At 71.3% G+C, this 23,658-nt stretch carries 14 protein-coding genes and 1 pseudogene; 6 read left to right on the top strand and 9 right to left on the bottom strand.

What is annotated here, in order from left to right; translation table 11 throughout:
• Nucleotides 1–574, top strand: a 574-nt coding sequence (locus ABZ374_RS26785; RefSeq protein WP_360315350.1) for a hypothetical protein, incomplete at its 5' end; no start/stop codon positions are given.
• Here ABZ374_RS26785 and ABZ374_RS26780 read toward each other — a convergent pair.
• The 8 genes and pseudogenes from ABZ374_RS26780 to ABZ374_RS26745 all read right to left on the bottom strand — a co-directional run.
• Complete coding sequence (locus tag ABZ374_RS26780; protein ID WP_360315348.1) at nucleotides 555–3,968, bottom strand: BTAD domain-containing putative transcriptional regulator; 3,414 nt, start codon at nucleotides 3,966–3,968, stop codon at nucleotides 555–557. The genes ABZ374_RS26785 and ABZ374_RS26780 overlap by 20 nt on opposite strands.
• 361 nt (nucleotides 3,969–4,329) lie before the next feature.
• Nucleotides 4,330–5,109: a calcium-binding protein gene (locus tag ABZ374_RS26775; RefSeq protein ID WP_360315346.1), complete on the bottom strand. Its 780-nt coding sequence runs from the start codon at nucleotides 5,107–5,109 to the stop codon at nucleotides 4,330–4,332.
• A 658-nt stretch (nucleotides 5,110–5,767) separates the two neighbouring features.
• The gene (locus tag ABZ374_RS26770) at nucleotides 5,768–6,580 is read right to left on the bottom strand and encodes a hypothetical protein (protein WP_360315344.1); all 813 of its coding nucleotides are present in this window, start codon (nucleotides 6,578–6,580) and stop codon (nucleotides 5,768–5,770) included.
• 399 nt (nucleotides 6,581–6,979) lie between these two features.
• The gene (locus ABZ374_RS26765) at nucleotides 6,980–10,903 is read right to left on the bottom strand and encodes a hypothetical protein (protein WP_360315342.1); all 3,924 of its coding nucleotides are present in this window, start codon (nucleotides 10,901–10,903) and stop codon (nucleotides 6,980–6,982) included.
• An 82-nt stretch (nucleotides 10,904–10,985) separates the two neighbouring features.
• Nucleotides 10,986–13,805 carry a hypothetical protein gene (locus ABZ374_RS26760; protein WP_360315340.1) on the bottom strand — a complete coding sequence of 940 codons (2,820 nt, stop codon included), beginning with the start codon at nucleotides 13,803–13,805 and terminating at the stop codon, nucleotides 10,986–10,988.
• A gap of 672 nt (nucleotides 13,806–14,477) precedes the next feature.
• A complete protein-coding gene (locus tag ABZ374_RS26755; protein ID WP_360315338.1) occupies nucleotides 14,478–16,046 on the bottom strand; it encodes an alpha/beta hydrolase in 1,569 nt (522 codons plus the stop codon).
• A 928-nt stretch (nucleotides 16,047–16,974) separates the two neighbouring features.
• Complete coding sequence (locus ABZ374_RS26750; protein WP_360315336.1) at nucleotides 16,975–17,637, bottom strand: hemopexin repeat-containing protein; 663 nt, start codon at nucleotides 17,635–17,637, stop codon at nucleotides 16,975–16,977.
• Nucleotides 17,638–18,281: 644 nt separating this feature from the next.
• Nucleotides 18,282–18,509, bottom strand: a pseudogene (locus ABZ374_RS26745) (peroxiredoxin); the annotation flags it as partial.
• A gap of 372 nt (nucleotides 18,510–18,881) precedes the next feature.
• On the opposite strand from ABZ374_RS26745, the gene ABZ374_RS26740 reads away from it, so the two are divergent.
• The gene (locus ABZ374_RS26740) at nucleotides 18,882–19,598 is read left to right on the top strand and encodes a chitinase (RefSeq protein WP_360315334.1); all 717 of its coding nucleotides are present in this window, start codon (nucleotides 18,882–18,884) and stop codon (nucleotides 19,596–19,598) included.
• A gap of 954 nt (nucleotides 19,599–20,552) precedes the next feature.
• A complete protein-coding gene (locus ABZ374_RS26735) occupies nucleotides 20,553–20,906 on the top strand; it encodes a VOC family protein (protein WP_360315332.1) in 354 nt (117 codons plus the stop codon).
• Between the two features lie 710 nt (nucleotides 20,907–21,616).
• Here ABZ374_RS26735 and ABZ374_RS26730 read toward each other — a convergent pair.
• Nucleotides 21,617–21,913 carry a hypothetical protein gene (locus ABZ374_RS26730; protein WP_360315330.1) on the bottom strand — a complete coding sequence of 99 codons (297 nt, stop codon included), beginning with the start codon at nucleotides 21,911–21,913 and terminating at the stop codon, nucleotides 21,617–21,619.
• A 25-nt stretch (nucleotides 21,914–21,938) separates the two neighbouring features.
• Here ABZ374_RS26730 and ABZ374_RS26725 point away from each other — a divergent pair, with 25 nt between their 5' ends.
• The 3 genes from ABZ374_RS26725 to ABZ374_RS26715 all read left to right on the top strand — a co-directional run bounded on the left by ABZ374_RS26725 (nucleotide 21,939) and on the right by ABZ374_RS26715 (nucleotide 23,481).
• Nucleotides 21,939–22,466, top strand: coding sequence for a hypothetical protein (locus ABZ374_RS26725; protein ID WP_360315328.1), 528 nt, complete (start codon nucleotides 21,939–21,941; stop codon nucleotides 22,464–22,466).
• 428 nt (nucleotides 22,467–22,894) lie between these two features.
• A complete protein-coding gene (locus ABZ374_RS26720) occupies nucleotides 22,895–23,107 on the top strand; it encodes a hypothetical protein (RefSeq protein WP_360315326.1) in 213 nt (70 codons plus the stop codon).
• 32 nt (nucleotides 23,108–23,139) lie between these two features.
• Complete coding sequence (locus tag ABZ374_RS26715; protein ID WP_360315324.1) at nucleotides 23,140–23,481, top strand: fic family toxin-antitoxin system, toxin component; 342 nt, start codon at nucleotides 23,140–23,142, stop codon at nucleotides 23,479–23,481.
• Nucleotides 23,482–23,658 lie beyond the last annotated feature (177 nt).

The following is a 23,658-nucleotide window of genomic DNA, read 5'->3' as shown; positions in this document are numbered from 1 at the left end:
CGCCCCACCCCACGCTCCGGAACCCGTCGTACCGGGGTCGGAGGAGGCGCCCCGCTTCGGCCCCGGAGTGCCCACCCTGACGGACACCGCCGACGGCCGGATGGCGAGCGTCTGGCACGGCACCGCGTCCCGGGCCCCGAGGCCGCAGGACCTCCCACGCCGACGTCGACCGCGCAGGGGCGTCCTCGGCGGCTGGCTGTTGCCGGCGGTCGTACTGATCGCGGTGGTGGCCTACCTCGCCTGGCAGCGGTACGCACCCGCATCCGCGCTCGCCGTGACCGGAGCCACCGTCCACACCGATGCCGCAGGTCCGGCCTGCGACGGCACCGCCGCGGTCGTCGGCACCCTGCACACCAACGGCCGTGAAGGCACGGTGAACTACCGCTGGAAGCGCAGCGACGGCACGGTTTCCGGCATTCTCCGGCAGCGGGTCGCCCAGGACGCGCACCGGACGGACGTCGTCCTGCGCTGGACCTTCGAGGGTCACGGGACCGTGCAGGCGACCGCCACCCTGGAGATCCTGTCGCCCGACCCGACAGACGCGTCGGCCACCTTCACCTACGCCTGCCCATGAGGTCGCCGATCGACCGGAGGAGGCCGGCGGCCTCGCAGCGCTCAGCGATGGGGTACGCCTGGCGCAAGGCGGCCTCGGCCTCCCGGGAGGGGCCGTGAACCGCCAGGGAGTACAGGGCGCGGGCATGTTCGAGACGGGCGGGTCCGGGCGCGAGCAGCGTCACCGCCTCCCGGAGTTCGGGCACCCCATGGGCACCGCGCAGCTCGCCCAGCATTCGCAAGGACCGACCCACCATGCTCGGCGCGCCCCAGCGGCGGGCCAGCGCGAGTTGCTCCCCGGCAAGGGTCTCCGCCTCGGCCCGTTCGCCGACACCCGCCAGCGCCTGGACGCGCAGCGGCGCCCACGGCCGCCAGGCGTGGTTGACCACGGACGGCCGCAGCTGCCGAACGGCGTCCAAGCCGGCGAGCGCTTCGTCATGACGCCCTTCCGCGATGAGCACCCTGGCCTGCGTCTCCCTGGTGAGGAGGTCGCCCTCGGTATCCCCGGCCAAAGCGCGCATGCGATCCACGCACGCGCGGGCACCTGCGGTGTCGCCCAGATCCAGCAGAACTCCCGTCAGGATGTCCCAGCCTCGCGAGGCACCGGGTGCGAGGCCCCAGGTCTGGTGCTGCTCCACGGAGATCGTGAGGGACTTCAGCGCCCCTCGGAGATCTCCCTGGTCCCACTGTGTGAAACCCCGCCACATGTGGGTCGAGAGGACGGAGAACAGCGAGCCGCGCTCGTCGGCGCGGGCCAGTGCCGCGCCCCACAGCTCTCCGACCTCCTCGTCCGCCAGGTGCAGGACGACGGCGGCGGCGTACCAGAGCAGCTCTTCCCCGGCATCCAGCAGTACCCGGTCGGCGACGGCGGAGCGGGCGAGCGCTACGGCCCCGCTGCGTTCACTCCCGTCCTGGGCCGCTTCCCAGGACAGGTAGGCGGCGAGCATCCGGGCGCCGGACCCGCCGCCGTCGACGACGCGGTCCTGCGGGCTGCGCCACGGCTGCCGGTCCAGGCCGTGCATGTAGGCGCTCATCCGCTCCAGTGCCAGCAGGCCCTGCCGTTCGTCCTTCAGTTCGGCGGGCAGCCGGGCCGCGGCACGCTGGGCGAACTCGGTCGCCTGACCCTGCCTGCCGGCGAAGACCAGGATCCGGGAGAGGAGCAGCGCCGCAGCGGCCCGGCGCGGCGGGTCGGTCAGCGTCTCGTAGGCCTGACGCAGGTGTTCCACGGCGGCGGGGCCGTTGCCGAGGGTCTCGGCGCGGCCGAGTTCGAGGAGTACCTCGGGCTGTCGGGCGGGACTGGGCGGCTCCCGCAGAGCGCGGGTGAGGTAGGTGGCGGCGGCGTCGGCGGCACCGCGGCCCGCGGCTTCCCGGGCGGCTGTGCACAGCATGTCGACGACCCAGGAGTCGCCGCGGTGCGGGGTGAGCAGCAGGTGGGCCGCCGTCTGCTCGGGGGGTGAGGCTGCGGCGTGCAGGATGCGGGCGGCCCGCTCGTGCCGCAGTTGTCTTTCGCCGGGCGGCAGGTCCCGGTAGACGGCGTCTCCCACGAGGGGGTGAACGAAGCCGAACGGGTAGTGGTCGCGGATGATTTCGGCGCGGACCAAGGGCGCGATGGCGTCCGCCGCCTCGTTCTCGGACACGTCCATGACGGCGGCGACGTCGGGCAGTGTCGCGCCGTCGCCGAGGACGGCGACCGTCTGGGCCGCGGCCGTCGCGTCGGCGGGCAGTCGGGCGAGGCGGCTGAGGACGAGCTGGGAGACGGCCCTGGACCCTACGGAGATGACGGTGCCGGCCTCGGCGGCCTCGGGCCGGATGCCGCGTGACTGGAGTGCCCGTACCAACTGGCGCAGGAGCAGGGGGTTGCCGGACGTGGCCCGATGGCAGGCGTTGGCGAACGTCGCGTCGGGAGGCTCGCCCAGCGCGTCGCGGACCACATCGGCGACGCCCGCCGGCGTGAGCGGAGTGGGATGGATCCGCAGGGCGGCGGCGTTGTCGGCGAGTTCGGCCAACAGCTCCCCGTCATGGTGCGGTTCGCCGGTACGCAGGGTTACGGCGATGAGGATGGGGAGTCCTTCGAGGCGGCCCGCGAGATGGGCCAGAAAGCGGAGCGAGCCGGTGTCGCACCACTGCAGGTCGTCGATGGCCAGGAGGAGGGGGCGTTCGGCGGCGAGCCTGAGGGTCAGCTGGTGGAGGCCGTTCAGGACCGCGTAGCTGTCGGGATGGTGGCCGTGGTCGGCTGCGTCGGGGTCGAAGACCGCGGTGGACGCGGCGGCGGCTCCGGTCATCAGTTCGCCGCCGCGTCTGACGACCAGGCGTTCGAGGAGTTGGCGCACGGCACCGTAGCCGTAGTCCTTCTCCCGCTGGCTGCCGCGTGCGGTCAGCGTCAGCACCTCGTGTTCGGCGGCCAGCCGGCGAACCTCGGCGAGCAGGCGGCTCTTGCCGATACCGGCCGGGCCCTCCACGAGGACCAGGCCGGCCCTGCCCTTCAGCGCACCGGCCAGGCAGTCGCCCAGTTCGGTCAACTGCCGGTCCCGGTCCACCAGGACATCCGCGCCCTGGGAAGCCGATCGGGCTGCGGCCGGCCGTATTCGCGTCCCCACCGGGGCCGCAGCCGGTGCCTCTCGGTGTGCGAATCCGGGAGCCGCAGGCCGGTCGAGCGCGGGCGACTGGGCGAGAACGTCCGCTTCGAGGGTGCGCAGCGCGAGGCCGGGATCGGTCCCGAGTTCCTCGGCAAGGACCTGTCTGGCGCGCCGCAACGCGCTGAGCGCGTCGCCCTGCCGGTGCGAGCGATAGAGGGCGAGGGCGAGCAGACGCCAGCGTTCCTCGCGTAGATGGTCCTGTGCGATCAGTGCCTCGATCTCCGGCACGAGGACCGCGTCCTCACCACGTTCGAGACGTGCGGCGAGCAGCCGCTCACGAGCCACCTCGCGCAACTCCGCCAGCCGTGCCGTTTCCCCCCGGGCCCACAGCTCCGCCGAGTACTCGGCGAACGCCGGTCCTCGCCACAGCGCCAGTCCGCCCTCGAGAACCGCCACCGCCTCGGCCGGGTCGGTGATCGTGGCGGCATGCCGCAGTGACTGTTCGAAGCGCCACGCGTCGACTGCTTCGTCCGGTATCCGCAAGACGTAGCCGGAGCCCTCGCTGACGATGAAGCCGCTGCGGGACCTGGCCTCCCGTCCGGGTTCGAGCCGGCGTCGCAGATGCGAGACGTACGCGTGCAGCGCGCCTTGCGCCCTCGGTGGCGGCGACCCGCCCCACACCCCGTCGACCAGCCGGTCACTGGTGATGATCCCGCCCCGGGCCACCAGCAGGAGGGCCAGCACCGCGCGCTGCCGAAGCCCTCCCAGATCCACGACCTGGTCCTGGAACGTGGCTCTCACCTCGCCCAACACGCTGATCTGCAGCCCGTCTCGCATCATCGCCCCCTGTCGTGATCCACACATGGTGACACGCCACAGGAGCCAACGGCTGCGACCGTTTCGAGCACGGGGCAGCGAGCTGCCGGAGGTCGTTCCCTCCCGGTGTCCACCGCCGAAACGCGCTGTTCGGCAGGAGGTGTCGGATCGCGCCGGAATGCGGTGTTCTCGCCGGTGCGGCGGCGGACCGTGGGGCTCGGGGTCAGGGCGATACGGATGACGGCTTCGGAGCGGCCGGGCAGACCCTCGGCGTCACGGGCGGAGACATTCGATGATGCGCGGTGTCGGCAACTGCGGCGGGGCGGCCGCCCCGCCGACGGCGCCCTGCATCGGTGGATGGCAAGACGGCCGTTGCGGCCGGCTGCTAATCGAGGTTGACGACGTCTTCGACCGACTGAACCGCGGAGGTGGTGGCGTCGCCGGCGAACGCGAACCGGTAGGAGCCGTTGGCGGACACCTCGACCGTGGTGTTGAGGACGCCCCCCGAACCGGTCGTCACCGTCTTGAGAGTGACGAAGCCGGTGCTCCCCGTCTTGTGGAACTGGAGCTTCACAGGCTGGTTTGCATAGCCCGCGTCCGTGCCGGTCTCCCAGTTTGCGCGGGTGAGCCTGCCGGAGACGTTGATCGTCTGGCCTACGTGCGCCGGCTCGGGAGCGGCGTCGGCCGACAGCTTCGCCTGCCTCAGCACCTGGACGGTGGAGTACTGGTACGAGTAGCCCAACTGATGGTTGTTGCCCCACACGAAGGTCGCCACCTTCCACGTTCCGGCGAGGGAGTTGCTGTACAGCGCCTTGTCGGTGCCCGGGGCCGGGGTGATGTCGATCGTCGATGTGCAGTGCCCCATGGCGCCGGGGGAGAAGCACACGCCCAGGTTCGGATCCGAGAGGGTGGCGTCCCGGTGCGTGTAGTCGGTGGCGCCGTGCCAGAGGGAGACGATCCCGGCGCCGATCCCGGAGTCGTTGGTACCGAGCACGGCGGCGCTGACGGTCTTCGTGGCGGTGCCGACCACGATGGGCTGACCATTGTTGACCGTGACGGCCATGATCGTCGTGGGGCTGAGGGGACCGGCGTGCGCCGGCGCGACGCCGAAGGCGCAAATGGTCAGAGTTCCCGACAGGGCAGCGGTGAAAGCGCGGACGCGCATGATTCTCCAAAGGATGATCGACCCGCTCCGGGTGCCGAGCAGGACCCGGTGGATCTGGGACGGGTGCCGCCGAGGACGGACAACGCCCATCCCCCACCAGCGCGTTCGCAGACGGTGGGGCGCGGTCCTCGGCTCACGCAACAAGCATCCGCTGCCCGTCTTGCGGCTCGATTGCGCCGGCCCGCATGCCGGCGGTCGTGGTCCGGGCGGCTACGTGTCGGATCGCAGGCCGGTCACCGGTCCGAGACGGTCGCCCTGCCGCCGTGGATCCGGAACGCACCGCGGTGCAACGGGCGCTTCAAGCCGGTTCAAGCGGCCTGCAAGTTGCCCGGCGCTTTCGGAGGACCGAACGCCGACCCCTCGAACCTGCGGCCGTACCGGGAGGGGGCGGTGGCCGGCGCGATGTCGCAGGGGCCACGAGCAGGAGCAGGAGGGTTGTCACGGCGGGCGGTCGAGTGATGCGCCCGCGTTCCCCCGAGAGCACGAGGTCTGTCCTGTCGGGAGCAGCCGGTCGGCGAACCGGCACGCTGCCGGTGGAACACTCGGCAACCCGTGTGTCGGAGCCGACTTCCCCACCGGCGGGCATGGCACCCACATCGAACCTGGGCACCGACGCCGACTGTCGCTCCCCGGCATGTCGTCCGCGTCGGTGCCTTCGTCACGCGTTGGAGTCGGTGACGAGGTTGCGCAGGGCGGCGGACAGGTCCGCCAAGTCCGTGGCGGAGCCGTCGTCGAACAGGACGGTCGGTTCGGCGGGACGCTCGGTCATCCCGAGGATGGGGTCCGACAGGCCCGTGTCCGCGAACGGCGTGAGTACATCGTCCGCGGTGCCCGTTACACAGCCGATGAGCGCCTGGAGCGGTGCTTCCGGTGAGGCGGGCGGGTCACCCCAGGACGCGGTGAACAGTTGTCGGGCGTCGTCGACGGAGATCCCGTTCCAATCGAACCCGTTCGTGGCGTGCACGGTGGCCCAGATGTTGTTGAGGTCCGACCCGAACCCCGCGAGTGCGTCCTGCGTGGATGCGCACGCGTTCGCATTCCGGCGGACCGCGTCCGCCTGGGTGTCCGCGGCATTCGTGTCCCCCGCGCCGACCGCGCCCTCATGGCGCTCCATCGCCGTGAGCAGCGCCCACAATTGATCCGAGAGAACGAGGACGTGCGCGCCCGCGCGGTGCAGCGACCGCACGGGCTCGTCGGCGGGCAGCGCACTCTCGTCGACTTCCGCCGCACTGATCCACACCTGGTCGAAGTCGTCGCGCGACGGATCGTTGGCCACCGACTGCCGGTAGCTCGCCAGCAGCCGGAACAGCCCGGCGCCCACCGCGAACGCCCCGGCCTGCGGCCCCAGCCCGAGCAGTCCCAGGCCCCCGGCGATGACGGTGCATTCCGCGGACAGATTCTGGTCCACGTTCGCCATGCGGGCGTTGAGGTTCTTGATCCGCTGCTTCTCGTCCACTGATACATCCGGCATCGGCCGTCTCCGTCCAACGGTTTCCACGTGGTGGGTCGGCGTCCGAAAAGCGGAGCCGCGTAATGCCCGGTTACCGCTGTCGCGTCGACCTAACGTGCCATTCGGATGATGCCGCCGCCGACCGCGGCCCGATCTCGTCATGTGATGCAGGCTGCGGACGCTCACGGCGGTCGACCCGGCCACGGGTCCCACGGGTCCCACAAGTCCTACGAGTCCCACGGGTCCCACAGGTCCCACAGGTCCCATGGGTCAGGGAATCCTCCGCGGCACCCGACGATGCAGCCTCACGCCGGCTGAGGGCCGAGAGCCTCACTCGCGCGAGCGTGCCCCGCAGGCCCGATGCCGCCCCCCCCCGCGCGTGCCGGTGCCCGCGCGAGCGACCGGCCGGTGTGCCGGGGCCTATCCGGATCGCAGCTCCACCGCGTCCGCGTAGACCGGGCTTTCCTCGGTGGGGCCGAACTCGTCGAGGGCGAAGTCGGAGCGCATGACGGCCCTTTCGACGACGAGCAGACGCAGGGGCTGGTCCGGGAGCGGGCTGGGGAGGGGGATTTCGGCGGAGTAGGTGGGGGACAGGCTGGTGTCGTCGTCGGCGGAGAGTTCGGTGACGGTCTCGTCGAGGTCGAGCCAACCCAGGACGGGGTCGGGGACGGCGGGGTCGCGCAGTTGGAGGCCGGCTCGCACGGTGGGCGGGCTGTTGTCGTCGTGGTAGGTCGGCCCGGTGAGTTGCACGGTCAGCGGGTCGGTGCCGGTGACGGTGAGGGTGCGCTCGGGCAGCAGCCGCAGGGTGTCGGCGAGGACGATCGGGGACAGTTGGCAACCTTCCAGGGAGCGCTGTTGCAGGCGGGCGAACGCGGGCCGCAGGAAGGGGAGGTAGCCGTCCCCGGTGTCGACGTCGATGTCGCAGAACCAGCGGCCGGACGGTCCGTCGAAGGTGGGCTCGAACCCGGCCGCGGTGACGGTGAATCCGTCGAATACCTCGGGCAGTGCCACGTCCGAAGTGATTTGTGCGCCGGGGAAGTTGCTCGCGGACGGGAGGAACACCGGTGCGGAGGCGCGGATCGGGTCGCGTCCCATCAGGGTGATGAACGGGTGCGCCTGGGGCGGCTGTTCGTCCCCTTCCACGCCCAACACCACGGCGAGCAGCTCGCCGTCCCCCGACGAGTACCAGGGCCGCGACAGATAGACCCGAAAGCCGCCGCCGCGCCGCCGTCTGACCAGGCCGTCCGGCAGGCTTCCGGAGGTCTCGAACCCGAGGGTGAGGAAGGTGCCCGACACGTGCGGCGCCGCGGGTTTGGCGCTGCTGCGCACGGTGTGCGTGACGGGATCGCCGTGCACGCTCAGCAGTTCCCGGTCGGTGTCCTGGGCGAACTCCGGCGGGAAACAGTCGCCGAACCGGGAGGTCGCCACGGGGGTGAAGGTCACCTCGCGGTGCTTGGTGTCGCCGAACTCGCACTTGGCCGGCACCGGTGTCGCCGCCGGCTGGTCCGGCGGCACCGAGAAGGCGAGCTCCTCGGCCACCGCGGTGTCGAACGTCAGAGTGTCACCGTCGAGGGTGCTCGGTGAGTTCTCGGTCGCGACCGGGTCGAGCGGGACGGCGGCGGCGAGCGGCAGCCGGAAGACCGGGGCGGTGACGTCGAGGACGCTCGGGCCCGGCATGGTGAGGTCGTCCACGTTCTCGCTCCACGAAGCGATCATGTCGATGCGTTCGGTACTCGCCGCGCTCAGCTCCAGCGAGCCGACCAGATGTTCGCCGGTCGCCCCGAGCGGTCGGTCGGACTCGTCGAGCAGCGTCAACACCGGTGCGGTCAGGGGACGTTGCACGGCGTGTACGAGCGTCACCTCGTGCCACGGGGTCAACATCCAGTGCCGGTTGGCCCGGGCGGCGACCATCACGCTCTCGAATCGATCGGGCTCCAGCGCGTCCCGGCACCACTTGAGCATGCCCATCGTCTTCTCGTTGACCTTGACCCGCGAGCACACCCGCACGGTGGCCACCGTCGCCTTCGGCAGGAGCACGGTCAGCACCCGGGTCGACGGGTCGAAGACGGGTGCCCCGCTGCCCTCCCGGATGCACAGGCGCAACGATTGCGGGGCATGCCAGGCCGCTCCGTTCCAGGGCACCTCGAACGCCTGACGCTCCGGCATGCCCGGGAGCTCGTGGAAGACCACACCATCGGCGAGCGGGTCGGGCAGATACGGCAGTTCGACCGTCTCGCCCGTGCACAACACGTAGTGGCCCGATGCCCCGTCCGGGGTCGCCGACGGATAGGTCACGGACGCCATGCCGGGCAGTGAGGCGTCGTCGAGCGAGCCGCTCTCCCGCGACGCGATCCGGTACAGCCGCCGGCGGGCGTCGGCGTCGCCCGCGCCGATCGCCTCGTCGAGCCTGCCGTGCCGCTCGACGCATTCCAGCGACGCCTTGGGCGCGACCACGTGCCGCTCGTCGACCTCGTGATACGGCTCATGGGTCCCGCCGGAGACCAACGGCGAGGCGTTGAACGTCTCGGCGTACTGCGCCGGGGAAAGATCGGCGGTACTGCGAATCACCAGGCGGTGTGCCGAGGTTCCCTCGGTGAACGCGACACGCGGCAACAGCAGCGGCGCGGGGACCGCCTCGAACCTGCGGAAGACCGGTCCGCCCGCGGCGGGCAGCACCAGGACGTCCTGATCGAGGAGTCCGTCGGCCTCCTCCAGGGTCGGCCCGTTGCCCGCCAAGTCCACGGTGCGCACCCGGACCCGGTAGGAGTTCCCGAACCTCAGGCGCGGCAGCGAGCCCGGCCGCACCCGGCTCTCGATCTCCAACGGCAGTGTCGTGGCCGCCGCGTTGGGGACGCGCTCGGGGCCGTCCCCGTTCGCCACGGCCTTGCCCGGGTGCGGTGCGGACAACGCCCACCCGTCCCAGGTGATCATGTGTTCGTGCACGTGTACGCGCGGCCCGGCGCCCGGCGCGGCGGTGGGCGTGGCCAGGCTGAGCTGGAAGAATCCTTCGTCGGACGCGGTGTCCAGGTGGTCGCCGGGGCTGCCCGCCCGATCGTAGGTGACTTCGCGCTCGTGCAGCGAGAACCACTGCTGCCGACGCTCGTCGAAGACGTCCAGGCGGTGTCCGCGCACGAGGTCCTCGGCGGTGAGCACCACCGTGGCGTCCCCGGCGAGCGTGTCCTGCCGCTCGGCGGCCCGCTGGAAGGTGTCGTGCACGTGCCGGGTGCGGTCGTCGAGCACGAGTGTGAGCCCCTTGGTGCGTACCGTCGGCGGCGCGGCCTCGGCCTCATCGTCCGTGCCGGTCGCCACGGCGGCGGCCAGCAACTTGAGGGTGACGCCGTCGATGTCGGCCTGTTCGATGGCGTACTGGTCCTCCGGCAGGGCCAGGAGTCCGCGCGCCGGCGGCCCGAACGCGTCGGCGCCCTCCGCGGCGGCGCAGAATCCCTGGCCCGGGGCCAGGGCGTAGCGCGTCGCGGCGGCGTGATCGTGCGACGCGTCCGGCCCGAGCAGCGGTTCCCAGCCGGGTACGAGGAAGACGGTCAGTTCGCCGCTCGCGGCCGGCAACTGCCCGACCGGCGTGACGAAGTCCAGTACCAGCCCCAGGCGTCGCAGCAGCGTGGGGTGGTCGCCGAGCGAGGACATCAATTGGTGGAAGTCGACGCGCGGTACCTCCGGTGAGGGCGCGATGTGCGGGCCACCGTCCGCGAGCAGGCCGGGGACCTGCGGCTGCGGTTCGTGGAAGGCGAGGAACGCCTCCCGGGGGCTCAGGTCCGGCCGGACCAGTTCGCCCGGTTGCTCGACGTTCAGCCGGTCGGCGGCGGCGAGTTGCGTGACGATGTTCTCGCGCATGCCCAGCATGGTGCTCGGCATGTCGGCGGCGGCGGCAAACCCGGCCAGGCTGCTCATGTGTCGGCTCGGAGGCATGCTGTCGGGTGACTCGGCCGCGGTGTCCGCGAACGACCGGCGTGTCGTGTCGGCGAGTTCGCGGGCCGGGTAGGTCACCATGGTGTTCTGCCGGTGGTCGTCGAACTCGAACTGCTCCACCGGGGTGTCGGCGGGGAAGAACAGTTGCCACAACGCGGAATCGGGCGGCGGCCCGGTGCGCGTGAGCGGTACGAGCGGAGTCTCGCCGTCGGGGGTGCCGGACGCGTCCGCCAGGGCGAGGGCGAACGTGGCGTCGGTCACCCGCGCCGGCCAGTCCAGGAAGTCCGGGAACGCCGCGAGCGTGCCGGGCCCGTCACTCGCCAGCCGAGGTCCCACGAACACGGACAGGCGGGCCTGCGTGCCGTCTGAGGACAGACCGGCCGGCAGGACGATCCACTGGATGTGCTGGGTGGTCGTCATGGGCCTGCCTTCCTGGCGGGGTCACCCGGGGGTGCGGTTCGGATCGAGTGGGCGCGGCGGATCGGTCGGCCGCGGCGCGGGTTCACGGGGTCGGGGCGAAGGCCAGGCAGTACTCGTCCCAGTCGTCGGGATCCACGCAGTCCGCGAACGACGGGTCGCCGGCGGATCCGGCGAAGCGGCGCTCCAGCGACAGGCTCACGGATTTGCTGAAGAACGCCACGCGGACGCTCACGGTGACGCTGCCCTGGCCGACCACTTCGCAGATCCCGTTGTTCTTGTGGTAGGCGAGGGCCAGGTAGAACTCGACCGTGACGCTGACGATGCCCAATACGGACAGGTAGCCGCCGCAGCGCAGGTATCCGGTGAGCGCGACCGCGTCGCCGGTCATCTGGAACGCGATCCCCGCCATCAGGTGCACGCCGCCGCTGGCCACGCCGAGGTCGAGCGAGGCGTTGCCGCCGAATTCCAGGGAACCCTCAATCTGTTCGATGCCGCGGGTGCTCACTTCGAGAGCGAAGAAGCCGCCGCCGCCGAACAGCGACACGCTGATGTTGAACGGGTTCTGCCGTTCGCAGACGGCGAACCGGAACCGCGCCGGTCGATCGTCGAAGGGGATGGTCAGGCGCGCGGACAGGGCGACGTTGCTCAGGTTGAACAGGCCCAGGGAGAGCGTCGGCAGGGTCAGCGAATAGCCGGCGGTGACGCCGGAGGTGGTCACGTCGACGAACGCGCCGGTGCCGAACACGTTCGCGGGCAGCGCCTCGCGGAGCCGGTTGACGAATTCGAGGTCGTTCCTGAACGTGAGCGCGACGCCCGCGGCGGTGACGTCCGGCTTGTTGCCCGGGCGCGCGGTGAACGTCAGGCGTTCGAAGTCGACGCGCACGATGTCGGCGAACTCGAAGGCGAAGCGCCTGAGTTCGCCGCGCACCGCGGACTTGCTCAGGGCGTCCGGCGAACGCACGGTGGTCGCCTCCAGGACGAGCGCCGCGTCGCCCAGATCCAGCAGCGGCAGGTCGTTCCTCAGCCGGGGTTTCCATACGTACCGTAGTTCGGAGCCGGACCCGTCGGGCAGATTTCCGATCCGCATGAGCGGCACCGGCAGCAGTTCCTGGGAGACACCGTCGAGCCGGCGGCGGATCTCGTCCTCGCCGAGGTCGCGCAACTCCGCGACGGAGGTCGCCGGGACGTCCGCGAGCAGGGCGGCCAGATCGATGGGCCCCAGCAGTTTCGTGCCGCCGAAGATCCGCGTCAACGCGGCGGCGTCGACTCCCACCGCGTCGCCCGCCGCGCCGAGGAACTGTGGTGCGAGCAGCCCCGCGCGGGTGGTGACGGCCTGCACGGCCATGCTGGGTTTGGCCAGACCGCCCGCCTTCTCGGCGGACAGGTTCATCGGCAGCGCGTCGACCAGTTGCAGGAACGCGCCGGTGGGCTGGCCGTCCAGGCCCTGTTCGAGGTAGGCGTCGTGCAGCCGCACGGCGGTTTCGGTGGCCAGACCGGTGAGTTGCTCGACCGCGGGCACCCGCGCCACCGCGTCGACCATGGCGGGCAGCGCACGGGCCGGGTGCCCGGACGCCGGTGTCAGGGCGAAGCGCGCCGAGGTTACGGGCATGCCGGTGCTGCCGTCGGCGCTCGGGTTCTCGGCCAGGGCGACCGTCTGTCCGCCCAGCCCCAGGTTCGCGCGGTCGGCGGTGGCCGGGTCGTTGTAGACCTGCGCCATCCGGTCGAGGGCATCGACGGAGGCGAACACGAGCGGCATGTCCATGCTCACGTGCCGGTCCTCGGCATCGGTCGCGGTGGCGTGGAACGGGAACGGCACGCCGCCGACGGTCACCCAGAACGCGCCCTCCCCCGGATCGATCGCCGGCGTGACCAGGTCGGTGAGCCGGATCGACCGGAACGGCAGTTGCCGTCCCTCGTGCCGGTCGTAGCCGGCCTCCGCACCGTAGGTGACCTCGGCTTGGTCCACCACGATGTGCGCCTCCTTGCGCAGGTAGGCGACCGAGGTGAGGTCGCCCGGGTCGTCGTAGGACCGCTTGGTGGTCTCCACGAGGGACGCCCGGTGACCGCTGCTGAGGAAGCCCTGGCGCACGGTGTGTACGAACTCGTCGCGTCCGAGCGAGGAGATCTGCTCGTAGCCGGCCAGACTCAGCCCGAGGAACTCCGGCGCCTTGGGCCAGGAGCCGCTGATGTGCACCGTCGCGCCCAGCGGCGTGAGCATGAACGGGTCGGCCAGCAGGGGCCGGCGCAGCGAAGTCCCGTCCACGTCGACGAACGCGTCGAGGCTGGAGCGGACGAGCAACTCGCCGGGCATGAAACGGCCCAGCGGCATGCCGGTGCGCTCGGGGCGTCGGGACGGCGTGGAGAACGCCTTCAGGTGCACCGGCCCGCCGTTGTCGCCGTGCAGTTCGACGTGCCACAGTTCGACCCGTCCGTCGAGCGTGACCGGTTCGGTCAGTGGCTCCGACCACGCGAACGGCGAACCGTCGTGGTCGTGGCCCAGCAGCACGCGGGTGGGGAACTCGATGGCGGTACGCGGGAGTCCGCCGATCACGGTCGCTTGGTTCGGGTCGTCCAGCGGCTGGTTGGCCGGGGCGATCGACGGGGTCAACCGGTTCCAGTCCAGCAGTGCGTCGATGGTCAGGTCGATGCCGTCCTCCCCGTCCGGGAGCAGGAACACCAACGTGCTCGGTGCCGCCGCGAAGGCGGCCACGGTCTCCGGGAACTGCCCGTTGGACAGCACGCTTTCGTTCACGTGCTGGGAGGGCAGCCGCACCAGCAGCAACGCCGGTGCGTCGGGGTCCTCGCGAACCAGCCGTGCCCCCTCGCGTTCGAGGTTGACCACCTCGACGTCCAGGACGAGCATGTCCTCGATGCGCAGGATGCTGAACGGGTCGGCAGTCATGACTGCCCGCCTTCCGATCGACCGGCCGGGGACGCACCTCGCCGCTCGTCGGCCGCCGCGGCGCGCGTGACCTCTCTCCAGCCTGACAAACCCGCCCCCCACACGCATCTTGTGGGCCGGCCGCGCGCGCCCGGATGCCGCCGCGTCCACCGTGGCGTTCAGGAACCTTCTCGGTCGACGAGCGACGGGGGACCTGCTCATGGCGTCACGACGAGCGAGCGGGGCAGGCCGTTCCGGCGTCGGGGGAGAAGCCGCACGGCTCGGTGGAAGGCGTGTGGACAACGCCGCCGGGGCGCGCAGCGGTGACCGCCGGGCCGGGTCCCGGTCGGCGCGGCCGAGGTGACGTGTGCGCCCGCGGGCCCGGCGTCCGGGGAGGGCGCGCCCGCGGGGTCGGACGCCGATCGGGATCTCCGGGACGGGTCGTTCGTCGCCGACTCGGCGCAGGCCCGGGGGATCGGCGCGGCGGTGACCGAGCCGATGCCGGCCAGGATCACGCCGATCCACAGCACCGTCCCTCGGATCCACCGGTTGGTCCATGGTGCGTGGGCCGACGACGGCGGAGGCCGACGCCCCGGACGATGTCGTCGGCCGCCTCCGCCGCGTCGTGCCCCCGGCGGAGCCGCTCGGATTCCCGGTCGAGGGCACGTGGCAGGCGGACTCGGGGAGTTGGGGTCAGAAGGGGCCGATCCGTGGGCGATTCGCGTGCAGGGTGGCGTAGGGAAGCCGGTTCCCGTCCTGTGCGGGAGCCGGGTCGTGGAAGCAGAAGAGGTCGCGCGCGGGCAGGGCTCCGGTGCTCAGGAAGTCGTGCGCTCGGGTGACCGCGCAGGACGGCGCCTCGGGGTCGTAGGCGCCGTGGTTTCCGCCGTCCACGGTGATCATGCGCGCCCGCTTGCCCAGGGCGGAGCGCATGCTCAGCGCACCCGGATAGGGCGTGGCCGGATCCCGGGTGGTCTGGAGCAGGAGGATGTCGGTCGTGCCGCGGTCGGTGATCCGCACCGCCGGCTCGACCGGGTCCGGCCAGAACGCGCATGGCCAGATGTTGGTACCCATGCCGCCCAGGATCGGGAACAGGGCCCGGTTGACCGTGACTTCGCGCCGGTAGTGGGCGATGTCGCGCGGGGCGCGGCTGTCTCCACAGGTCACCGCGAGCAGTACGGCCGTGTCGTTGTCCCGGGGGATACCGGGCGTGCTCGGCCACTCGCCCCACTGGGGAGGCGGCCCGGTGCCGGCGAGGAACCGCCACCACGCGGCGACTTCCGGGAACTGGAGGGTGTGGTAGGAGTACGCCTGATAGATGGCTCGGAAGAGGTTGCCGGTGACAAGACCCGCTCCGGGGTGTTGCACCGGGGAGCGATCGAGACGCTCGACCATGTCGAGGTAGCCCCGGCGTACGGCGGCAGGTGTGGCTCCGAGGCCGAGGGTGTCGTGCCGTTCGGCCGCCCAGGCGGCGAAGTCCCCGAACCGCGTGTCGAATCCGTGGTCCCAGGACGCCCATCGTTCGTGCCACGTGACGTTGGGGTCGACGTTGGCGTCGAGGACGATCCGGTCGGTGCGGTCGGGGAAGAGTTCGGCGTACACCGCTCCCAGGTAGCTGCCGTAGGAAGCGCTGAGGTAGGAGAGCTTGCGTTCGCCGAGGGCGATCCGGATCCGGTCCATGTCTCGCGCGGTGTTGGCCGTGGTCACGTGTGGCAGCAGCGCGCCGCCGTTGGCGAGACAGTCTCGCGCCAGCTCACGGGCGAAGTCCACGTTGTCCGCGATCGATCCGTCCGGGGCCGGGAACGGGAAGAGGCGCTCATTGGTGATTTGGGCGGTGCGTCCACACGTGATCGGCGTGCTGTAGCCGAGACCGCGCGGGTCGAAGCCGATCAGGTCGAAGCGGTCCAGGACGTCCCGCGGATAGAGGCCGACCGACGTGCTCGGCCGGTTCAGGCTCGCCGCGCCGGGGCCGCCCGCGTTGTGCAGCAGGATGCCGCGGCGCAGTCCCGGCTTGGCCGTGGCCAGTCGGGACACCGCGATCTCGATGGTCCGGCCGGCCGGGGCGCGGTAGTCCATCGGTACGCGCAGCGTCGTGCATCGTAGTCGCGGGTCGACGGGCGCGCCGTTGGGATCGGGCGGACAGGTCGTCCAGGTGAGCGTCGGCGGTCGTGCAGGGGCGGCCTCGGCCGGGATGGCGGCGGTCAGCGTGGCCGTGAGCGCGATTACCACAACCCCGCGGATGGCATCGCCTAATCGTCTTGTCATAGGTCTAGACCATAGAGAAGGACGGAGCGCCGCGTTACCCCCGAAGTGAAGCCGGTACGAGGGCACTCGGCCGGCCGACTCCGTTGCGCCCGCGTCCACGGGCATCAGGGTCGGCCCGTCGACCTCGATCGAAAATGAAGCCACGGCGCGGGATCCGGGCACACGCCGATCAGGCCCACTCTCCTGTCGACGCCGCGCCCGCATCCCGACCTGGGGCGGACGGCGGGATCCCGGCCGCTGGCGCGCGGTGCCCCGCACGTTCCGCGACGGCCGCACCGAGACCTGGTGGGCCGCCGACGCGACGCTGGGCTGGTGGGGCCGGACGGAACGACCCGATTGGTGGTGGCAACCGCCGACCCGGCGATGCCGCCGGCCAGGGCCATCTGGAGTCTCGCCACCAACCTGCCCCGCCCGGGCGGGGCACGGGTTCACCGAACGGGAGCCGACGAACGCTCCGGCGCCGCAGCCCCACGCCGAGGCCGGAGAGGGGGCTTCCGGGTCGAGTACCGCGACCGAGAGTCCGGCCCGTACCCTTCCGCCGATCGTCCGGGCCGTCCCGGCCCCGGGTGCGTGGTCGGCGTCGGCGTGGTGCCGGCCGGCGCCGACCGTGCCCGGTCCCCGCCGGCCCCCGAGTTCTCGTGGCGAGCGGGGGCCGGCGAGAGTGTTCGGACGACGGTCGACCCAAAGGTGGATCGTCTCGAAACCAGTAGTCCTCGGACTCCAGTTGGTCCCGGTAGGCGGCGGCGTCCATTGAAAGGCCGGGGAGGGGGCCGGTCGGTGGTGTCGGACCTGCCCGTTACGCGCGCCGCAGTCCCTGCGGTCGGCGGTGGGGTTCTCGCGCTGCGGGCGGTGGTTCGAGCTCGTGGTGCGGTCCCGGTCGGGCGGTGGCGGCGGTCTCCACGGCCGTCACCGCCCGTGTTCCCCGGTCTCAGTCGAAGAAGGGCCAGTTGCCGCGGATGGCCTTGGGGTAGCCGGGGTCGGTGTGGTCGGCCTGCAAGTCGTAGCGGACGTACTGGTCGTCCTTGAAGAGGTAGACCTTGGTGGGGTTGGTGGCGTGGGGTGCGGCGGCGTCGATGCGGCGGGTGAAGGAGTCGGGCAGGCCCTGCCAGTTGCCCTTGATCGGCTTGGGGCCGGCCAGGAGTTTGTCCTGGGCGACGTTGTAGCGGACGTACTGGTCGTCCTTGAACAGCCAGGCGATCTCCGGGTCGCTCTGGTGGTTGACCGCGGCGTCGATGCCGAGCTTGAACGGCGCCGGCAGGGCCGCCCAGCCGTCCGCGATGCTCTTGGGGTATCCCGGTGCGGTGGCGTCGGCTTCCAGGTCGTAGCGCACGTACTGGTCGTCCTTGAACAGGTAGCCGACGGTCGGCTTGTCCCGGCGGTTCAGCGCGGCGTCGACGCTGCGGGTGAAGGAGTCCGGCAGGCCCGGCCAGTTCCCGGCGATCTCCTTCGGCCCGCTCACCCCCTTGTCGGCCTTCAGGTCGTAACGCACGTACTGCCGGTCCTTGAGGAACCAGGCGATGTGCCCGTCGTTCCGGGACCGCAGAACCGCGTCGATCCGACGGTAGAAGCTCTCCTGTACATCGGTTGTCATGCGCATACCTCCGGGATTGCCGTGACGGACGAACCGGGCCGCCGCCGCGGGTGACCCGGACGTCCGGGCCCGGGTACGGCGAACGACCCATTACGGGCCTGCTCCACCAGCCGGTCGAACATGCCCGGATCACCCGAAGGAGTGGCACCCGGTCCATCACTTCGTGCCTGGCCGCCGCCGTATCGCCCGACGGGAGTGCACATGACACCTTGCCGTTCGGTCGGGGTCCGGCCTTCCGACATCGGCGATCGCGGGCCGGCGGGCGGGTGAGCGGCGGCCCGGTCCGACGCCGCCCGGTGGTGCCACCGAAGCCGGCGGGACGGCTGGTGCGGGCACGCCGGGGATCGGGTCCGGCGGGAAGCGCCCCGATGGCGCCGTGGGCTACGCGGAACGGCGGTCGCCCAAGGCGCGCCGGCCGCCCTCGGCGACGCGCCGACGCGAGGCGTGCCCGGGCGAAGGCCTTTGGCCCCGTGCGGAGTTGGATCATTCGACGGGGCGGCACCCGCGCGGGGCCGGTCGGAGCGTGTGTTCGTTCGGTTCGGATCCGGCCTCGGGCGAGGGTGGCCGTGGGACTGATCCCGACTCCGGCCAAGGGCCCGGTCGACGGGCCGGTCGGCTTCGCCGCCCTGGGTGCAGGCGCCTTGGTCCGGTCCGGTCACCCGGCCGACGACGGTCAGGTGGGTGCCGGTGACGCCGGTGCCCGGCTGGAAGGTGACGTCGGCCTTGGTGTCGAGTTTGGTGGGTGGCGTGCCGGCACCGGTCGGGCAGTGGGCGAGACCCGTGCAGAAGCAGGCGGAGTGGGCGGCGGCGATCGGTTCCTCGGGGCCGGTCTTCCGGTTCGGGGTCTCGGCGCGTGCCGGCCACGACACGGGGACCATGCATTCAGGGTTCGCGAACGGAACGACAACTCGGCCCGCTCACCGGGGATTCGAGCATGAACGCCACCCACATTCGCCTCGGGCGTCTTGCCCGCCAAGGCTCCCTGGCCCAACCAGGACAAGGCTGCTGCCGAATACGGACGTAACGCCCTCTCGGGTGTCCTCCCGTCGGGCCCGATCTCGCTCGGGCACCCGAGACGGCCTCGAGACTCGGGAAGTGTGCGGCTTCTGTGGGCGGTTGGGTGAGCGCGAAGCAAACGGGTGGTATTTCAGCGTGTTCGTGCGATCGACCCGGATCCGGTGGTCATGATGATGCCGCCGCTTCGCTCCCGGAGCGCTACTCGCCCACTTCCGATCCGAGGATCCATGAAGTTCTTCCGTGCCCTGTCGACGGCGACCGTGGTTGCCGTCGTCGGCACTTTCTTCGCGACCGTACCGACGACACCGGCGTCCGCCGCCGACTCCTTCGTGGTCGGCGAGGCCCAGTTCGAGAGGATGTTCCCGAACCGGAACCCCTTCTACACCCACAAGGGCCTGGTCGACGCCCTCGGCGCCTACCCGAGGTTCGCCGCCTCCGGCAGCGACGCCGTCCGCAGGCGCGAGGCGGCGGCCTTCCTCGCCAACGTCGGTCACGAGACCGGCGGCCTGAGGTACGTCGTCGAGCAGAACACCGCCGACTACCCGCACTACTGCGACCAATCACAGCCCTACGGATGCCCGGCCGGACAATCCGCGTACTACGGCCGCGGCCCGCTGCAACTCAGCTGGAACTTCAACTACAAGGCCGCCGGCGACGCCCTCGGCATCGACCTCCTGCACGACCCGTGGCAGGTCGAGAAGAACCCGGCCACATCCTGGAAAACCGGCCTGTGGTTCTGGAACACCCAGAGCGGCGCCGGACGCACGACCCCGCACGACGCGATGGTCGACGACAAGGGATTCGGCGAGACCATCCGCAGCATCAACGGCGCCCTGGAATGCGACGGCAAGAACCCCGACCAGCGCGACGACCGCATCAACCTGTACAAGCAGTTCGTCGACATCCTGGGCACGAACGTCGGCAGCGGCAACCTCTCCTGCTGAAGACCGACCGACGACCCCGCCCCGCACCATCGACTCCGCGCCGCGGAGCGCCGCAACGCCCGCACGGTGTCTGCCGGTCGCATTGTCGTGGGAACCGAGCCGCCGGCCACCGGGACCGGACCGGGCCGCGCTCTCGCGCCGCCGCGAGGTCCGCCGGATTCGGCCCCTGCCGTGTCGACCGCGCGCCCTCGACGGAGCCCCGCCGGGCCCGCCCACGCACCTGCGTCGGATCGTCGCCGAGGGCGGGCCCCGCCGTCACGGGGCGCGATGCCGACGCGGGAACGCCGACATCGGCACGCCCCACCCGCGCCGTCCACCGACCTTCGCGGTGGCGCCGGCACGCGGGTTGCCATGGTCGATGCGGAGTGGACGCACGTGGTGCGGGGGGAAGTCGTCGCGTTGCCGCGGACGTTGAGCGGTATCCGCGCGGCGCTTCCGGAGGACCGAAGCGCGGAGAGGCACACCGGCGGCCGAACCGGGGGCCGACCCCCGCGCGGTCCTCGATCCGGCCTCGGTTTCGACGAGGTCGCGCACGACACCCCCTTGAGCACCTGGTGCATTGCGTGGTCCTGGACTGGGCGTTGCCGCCCGAGGGCCACGCGGAGGCCGAGGAGGCCATGGGACGCGTCCGGCGGGGCGACTACACCGGTGTGTGTCGTCGACGCCGATGGCAGCCTGGTGACCGGCCCACCCCCACACTGAGGAGACCACGTGGCCCCCGGTACCGCGTGCAGTTCACCGACAGCGCCGAGAACAACATCGCCAACTCCCCACCGCATGCCGGCAACGATGGAGTCCGCTGGAGTGGTGTAGCAGCGATCACTTCTCGCGACTTGCTGCCACCACATCGCGCCGCTACACCGCGCGGGGGACGCGATCCGCACACCGGACCGCAGTCGACGCCCGTCACCCCCCAGCCCCGGCAGTCGGCCGACCCTGTTTATGCTCACGCCCATGGCACTCGAATGGGAACAGATCATCGTCGACTCCTCCGACCCCATCGCTCTCGGGCGCTGGTGGGCCGAGGCTCTCGGCTGGGTAGTGGTCGACGAATCCGAGGAGATCATCGAGATCCGGCCCGAGCCGGACCGGATGCCTGGGCTGCTCTTCGTGCCCGTCCCCGAGGGCAAGACGTCGAAGAACCGCCTCCACCCCGACTTCCGTCCCGACGACCGGGAGGCCGAGGTCGCCCGGCTGCTCTCCCTCGGTGCCCGGCGCGCCGGCACCATGCAGGACGAGCAGCACTGGGTGACCCTCCTCGACCCGGAGGGCAACGAATTCTGTGTCCTGGGTGAGCGGAAGAGCTGAGCGGACGGTGTCGGGCCGAGTGGCGTAGCGGCGATCTCGGCATGTCTCTGGTCATGGGGCGGCCATTGCGCAACTCTGCGAGTAGCGAAGCTCGTTGAGAGGTGACGCGATGGCCGTTTCCCAGCCTGACCTGCTCCGGCCGATGGAGTCACCGCGTACGGCGGACGGAACCGAGCCGGTGGGAGTACGGGCGTTGGTCGTCGAAGTCGGAGAAGACGACGGTCGTGGGCTTGCCGTTTCTGCCGCCGGGCAGGGCCGGCCAGTCCCGCCCCCGTAGTCGATGACCCGGCTGCGGACGTTTCAGGCTCCGTGGGGCAGCACCTCCTGCGGCGTGGCGGGATCGACGGATCGCGTCAGGACGTGGCGGCCGTCGGACTGCGGTTCCTTCCACCCCACTTCGTGGTCTCCCACGTACGTGGGCCAGGTGGGGCCTCCGCTCTGCTCGGCGGCGAGCCGGGCGTTGATGGGGGAGGGCCGTGCGCCGCACTTGGGTGGTGCGTCGTCTCGCGGTGGGGTTGTGCTGTTCATCGCCCCCGCCCAAGCGCGGGGCGGCCCAGGCCTCGGAACCGTGCCTACGTCGGGGACCTCCATTGCCTCCGCCGCGCCCACACGGTTGCGACCCGACCCGACCCGACCCGGACGTCCGTCGCCCGGACCCGTGCCCGCCGCCGACCGATCCCGGCGGCGGGCACGGGTCCGGAGTGTGGGGTCTACTTGTGGAAGATCTCGGCGATCGCCTTGCGGACACCCGCGGCCACCGCCGGGCGCAGGACCTTGCCGATGAAGTCACCCTCCGAGGTGTCGGTCACCCACGGGTCCATCGTGCAGGAGACGAGGTAGTCGACCGCGTCGATCCTCGGGTCGTCCTGGACACCGAGGCGGGCCGGCAGGGGAGCCAGGTAGTGGTTCTTGTACAGCTTCCGTTCGAATGCCGAGCCGCTGAGGATGACGTCGGGCTGGTCGTTCGGGGCGACCAGGCCCTTGGCACCCGCCTTTGCCGGGGCCACGTTCAGGATCTCGACGATCCTGCGGTTGAGCCGGGTTGGCCTTGTCGAGGCTCGTGTTGGGCTTCCCGTCGATCCGGGCGTTGAACGCGTAGCCGATGATGATCTGGTCGGAGCCCAGTTCGGCGAGCAGTTTCATGGCCTCCGGGTCGGCCAGGATCTGTTCGTTGGACTTGACCACGATGCGGTCGTGGATGAACCGCAACTGCTCGCGCAGGGCCTTCTCGTCGTGGGGGTGTTCGCGCTCGGCGGGCAGTCGCTGGGCGGGCGCGACGACGATGTCCCCGTGGTCCAGGCCCAGGGTGACGATGGCGGCGTACAGGCGTTTGCTGTTGAACATCGCCTGACCCAGGATCCGGCCGTAGCCGGACTGGTCGGGCCTGACGACGCGGTGGCTCAGGAACACGCCCGCCGCAGCGGCGCAGGGCTTGGACCCCTCGATGCCGAACAGCCCGATCCCCTCCGCGCCCTGGTTGATGTACGGGACCGGGTCCGAACCGCGCGACGCCTTGCGCGCGGGGTACTTCGAGGTCTTCTTCGCGCTCGCGGTAGGTAACGGCTGCGGCGCACGTGGTCTCCCGGGCGCTCCGGCCGCGCCTGTGCGCCCGAGGCGCCCCACCGACGCCGGCCGTGTCCGCGCCGCCCTCCGTCGCGAGGCTCTCGGCGTCGCCCGCCTCACCGGCACCGCCACCATCGTCACGCCGTCCTCGACGCCGTTGCCGTCCTCCGTGCGTGTGCACGCGCCGAGTGTCCCGCTCAGGGCGACGGCCAACAGCAGTACCGGGATTCCCGATGACGTTCGCATCGCCGTTCACCGTCCCCGTTCGTCGTGCGTGCGGGCTCACGGACCGGGCACGCCGAGCGCATCGTGGGGTGATCTTCGTCAAGCCGCAAGCGCGAAACCGTGGTGAGACGTGTGCGTCCGGGGCCGGGGTGTCTCGTTCCCGATTCTCCGTGCTGCTATCAGGTGGTAGCTTGCGGGTCATGGCGAAGACACAGGTGAACCTCCGGTTGGAGGAGGCCGCGGCGGAAATGGCGCGGCAGGCTGCGGAGACACGGCGCATGCCGGTGAACGAGTACGTCGAACAGTTGATCCGCACGGACAACGAGCGTCTGCGCGAGGTGTTCCTCGCGGGCGCCCAGGAGGTCCTGGACGGCTACGGCGACCTGCTGGACGAGATCGAGGCACGCGGGTGAGTGTGGGCGTGGATCTGGCGTGGATCCTCGAGGTGGCACGTCGCGCGGGGCGCGACGATCCGGCCCCGGACGACTACGGGGTCCCGGTCGCGGCCGTGGAACGGCATCGGGCGGTGATCGCCGGACAGGACGTCTACCACGGCCCCTACGCCAAGGCCGCGGCGCTCGCGCACAGCCTGGGCCGCATGCGCTGGCTGGAGCACTCGAACCTGCGTGTGGCCGTCGCGGTGGCCCACGGCTACCTCACGGCGTGCGGCTTGTCGATCAAGCTCACCCAGGCCGGAGTCACCGCGCTCGCCGACGAGTTGACCAGCGCGTCCTCCACCGCGGCGAGCGTCGCGGCGGTCCTCAAGACGTGGGACACCACCGACTGAGTCGTCGCTCGAATCCGTCTTCGGTTGTCGGGCCACCAGCGGGGACACTGTCGGGAACGCCATGAAGTGGATGTGGTGGACGGTTCCGCGGTGTGCGTCCACCGGTCGACCTCGGGTCGGCAGCCCTGGTCGACGGTCGCCTCGCCTCACCTCACCTCACCTCGGCTCGGCTCCGGG

The sequence above is a fragment of the Embleya sp. NPDC005971 genome (assembly GCF_040629175.1).
GTDB lineage: Bacteria > Actinomycetota > Actinomycetes > Streptomycetales > Streptomycetaceae > Embleya.
Note: the sequence above shows the minus strand (reverse complement) of the source record. Positions and strands in the feature narration are given on the sequence as shown.

Bases quoted from the DNA above. Each gene is read 5' to 3' on its own strand.
- ABZ374_RS26780 (WP_360315348.1), bottom strand. From the start codon at position 3,968: ATGATGCGAGACGGGCTGCAGATCAGCGTGTTGGGCGAGGTGAGAGCC.
- ABZ374_RS26775 (WP_360315346.1), bottom strand. From the start codon at position 5,109: ATGCGCGTCCGCGCTTTCACCGCTGCCCTGTCGGGAACTCTGACCATT.
- ABZ374_RS26770 (WP_360315344.1), bottom strand. From the start codon at position 6,580: ATGCCGGATGTATCAGTGGACGAGAAGCAGCGGATCAAGAACCTCAAC.
- ABZ374_RS26765 (WP_360315342.1), bottom strand. From the start codon at position 10,903: ATGACGACCACCCAGCACATCCAGTGGATCGTCCTGCCGGCCGGTCTG.
- ABZ374_RS26760 (WP_360315340.1), bottom strand. From the start codon at position 13,805: ATGACTGCCGACCCGTTCAGCATCCTGCGCATCGAGGACATGCTCGTC.
- ABZ374_RS26755 (WP_360315338.1), bottom strand. From the start codon at position 16,046: ATGACAAGACGATTAGGCGATGCCATCCGCGGGGTTGTGGTAATCGCG.
- ABZ374_RS26750 (WP_360315336.1), bottom strand. From the start codon at position 17,637: ATGACAACCGATGTACAGGAGAGCTTCTACCGTCGGATCGACGCGGTT.
- ABZ374_RS26740 (WP_360315334.1), top strand. From the start codon at position 18,882: ATGAAGTTCTTCCGTGCCCTGTCGACGGCGACCGTGGTTGCCGTCGTC.
- ABZ374_RS26735 (WP_360315332.1), top strand. From the start codon at position 20,553: ATGGCACTCGAATGGGAACAGATCATCGTCGACTCCTCCGACCCCATC.
- ABZ374_RS26720 (WP_360315326.1), top strand. From the start codon at position 22,895: ATGGCGAAGACACAGGTGAACCTCCGGTTGGAGGAGGCCGCGGCGGAA.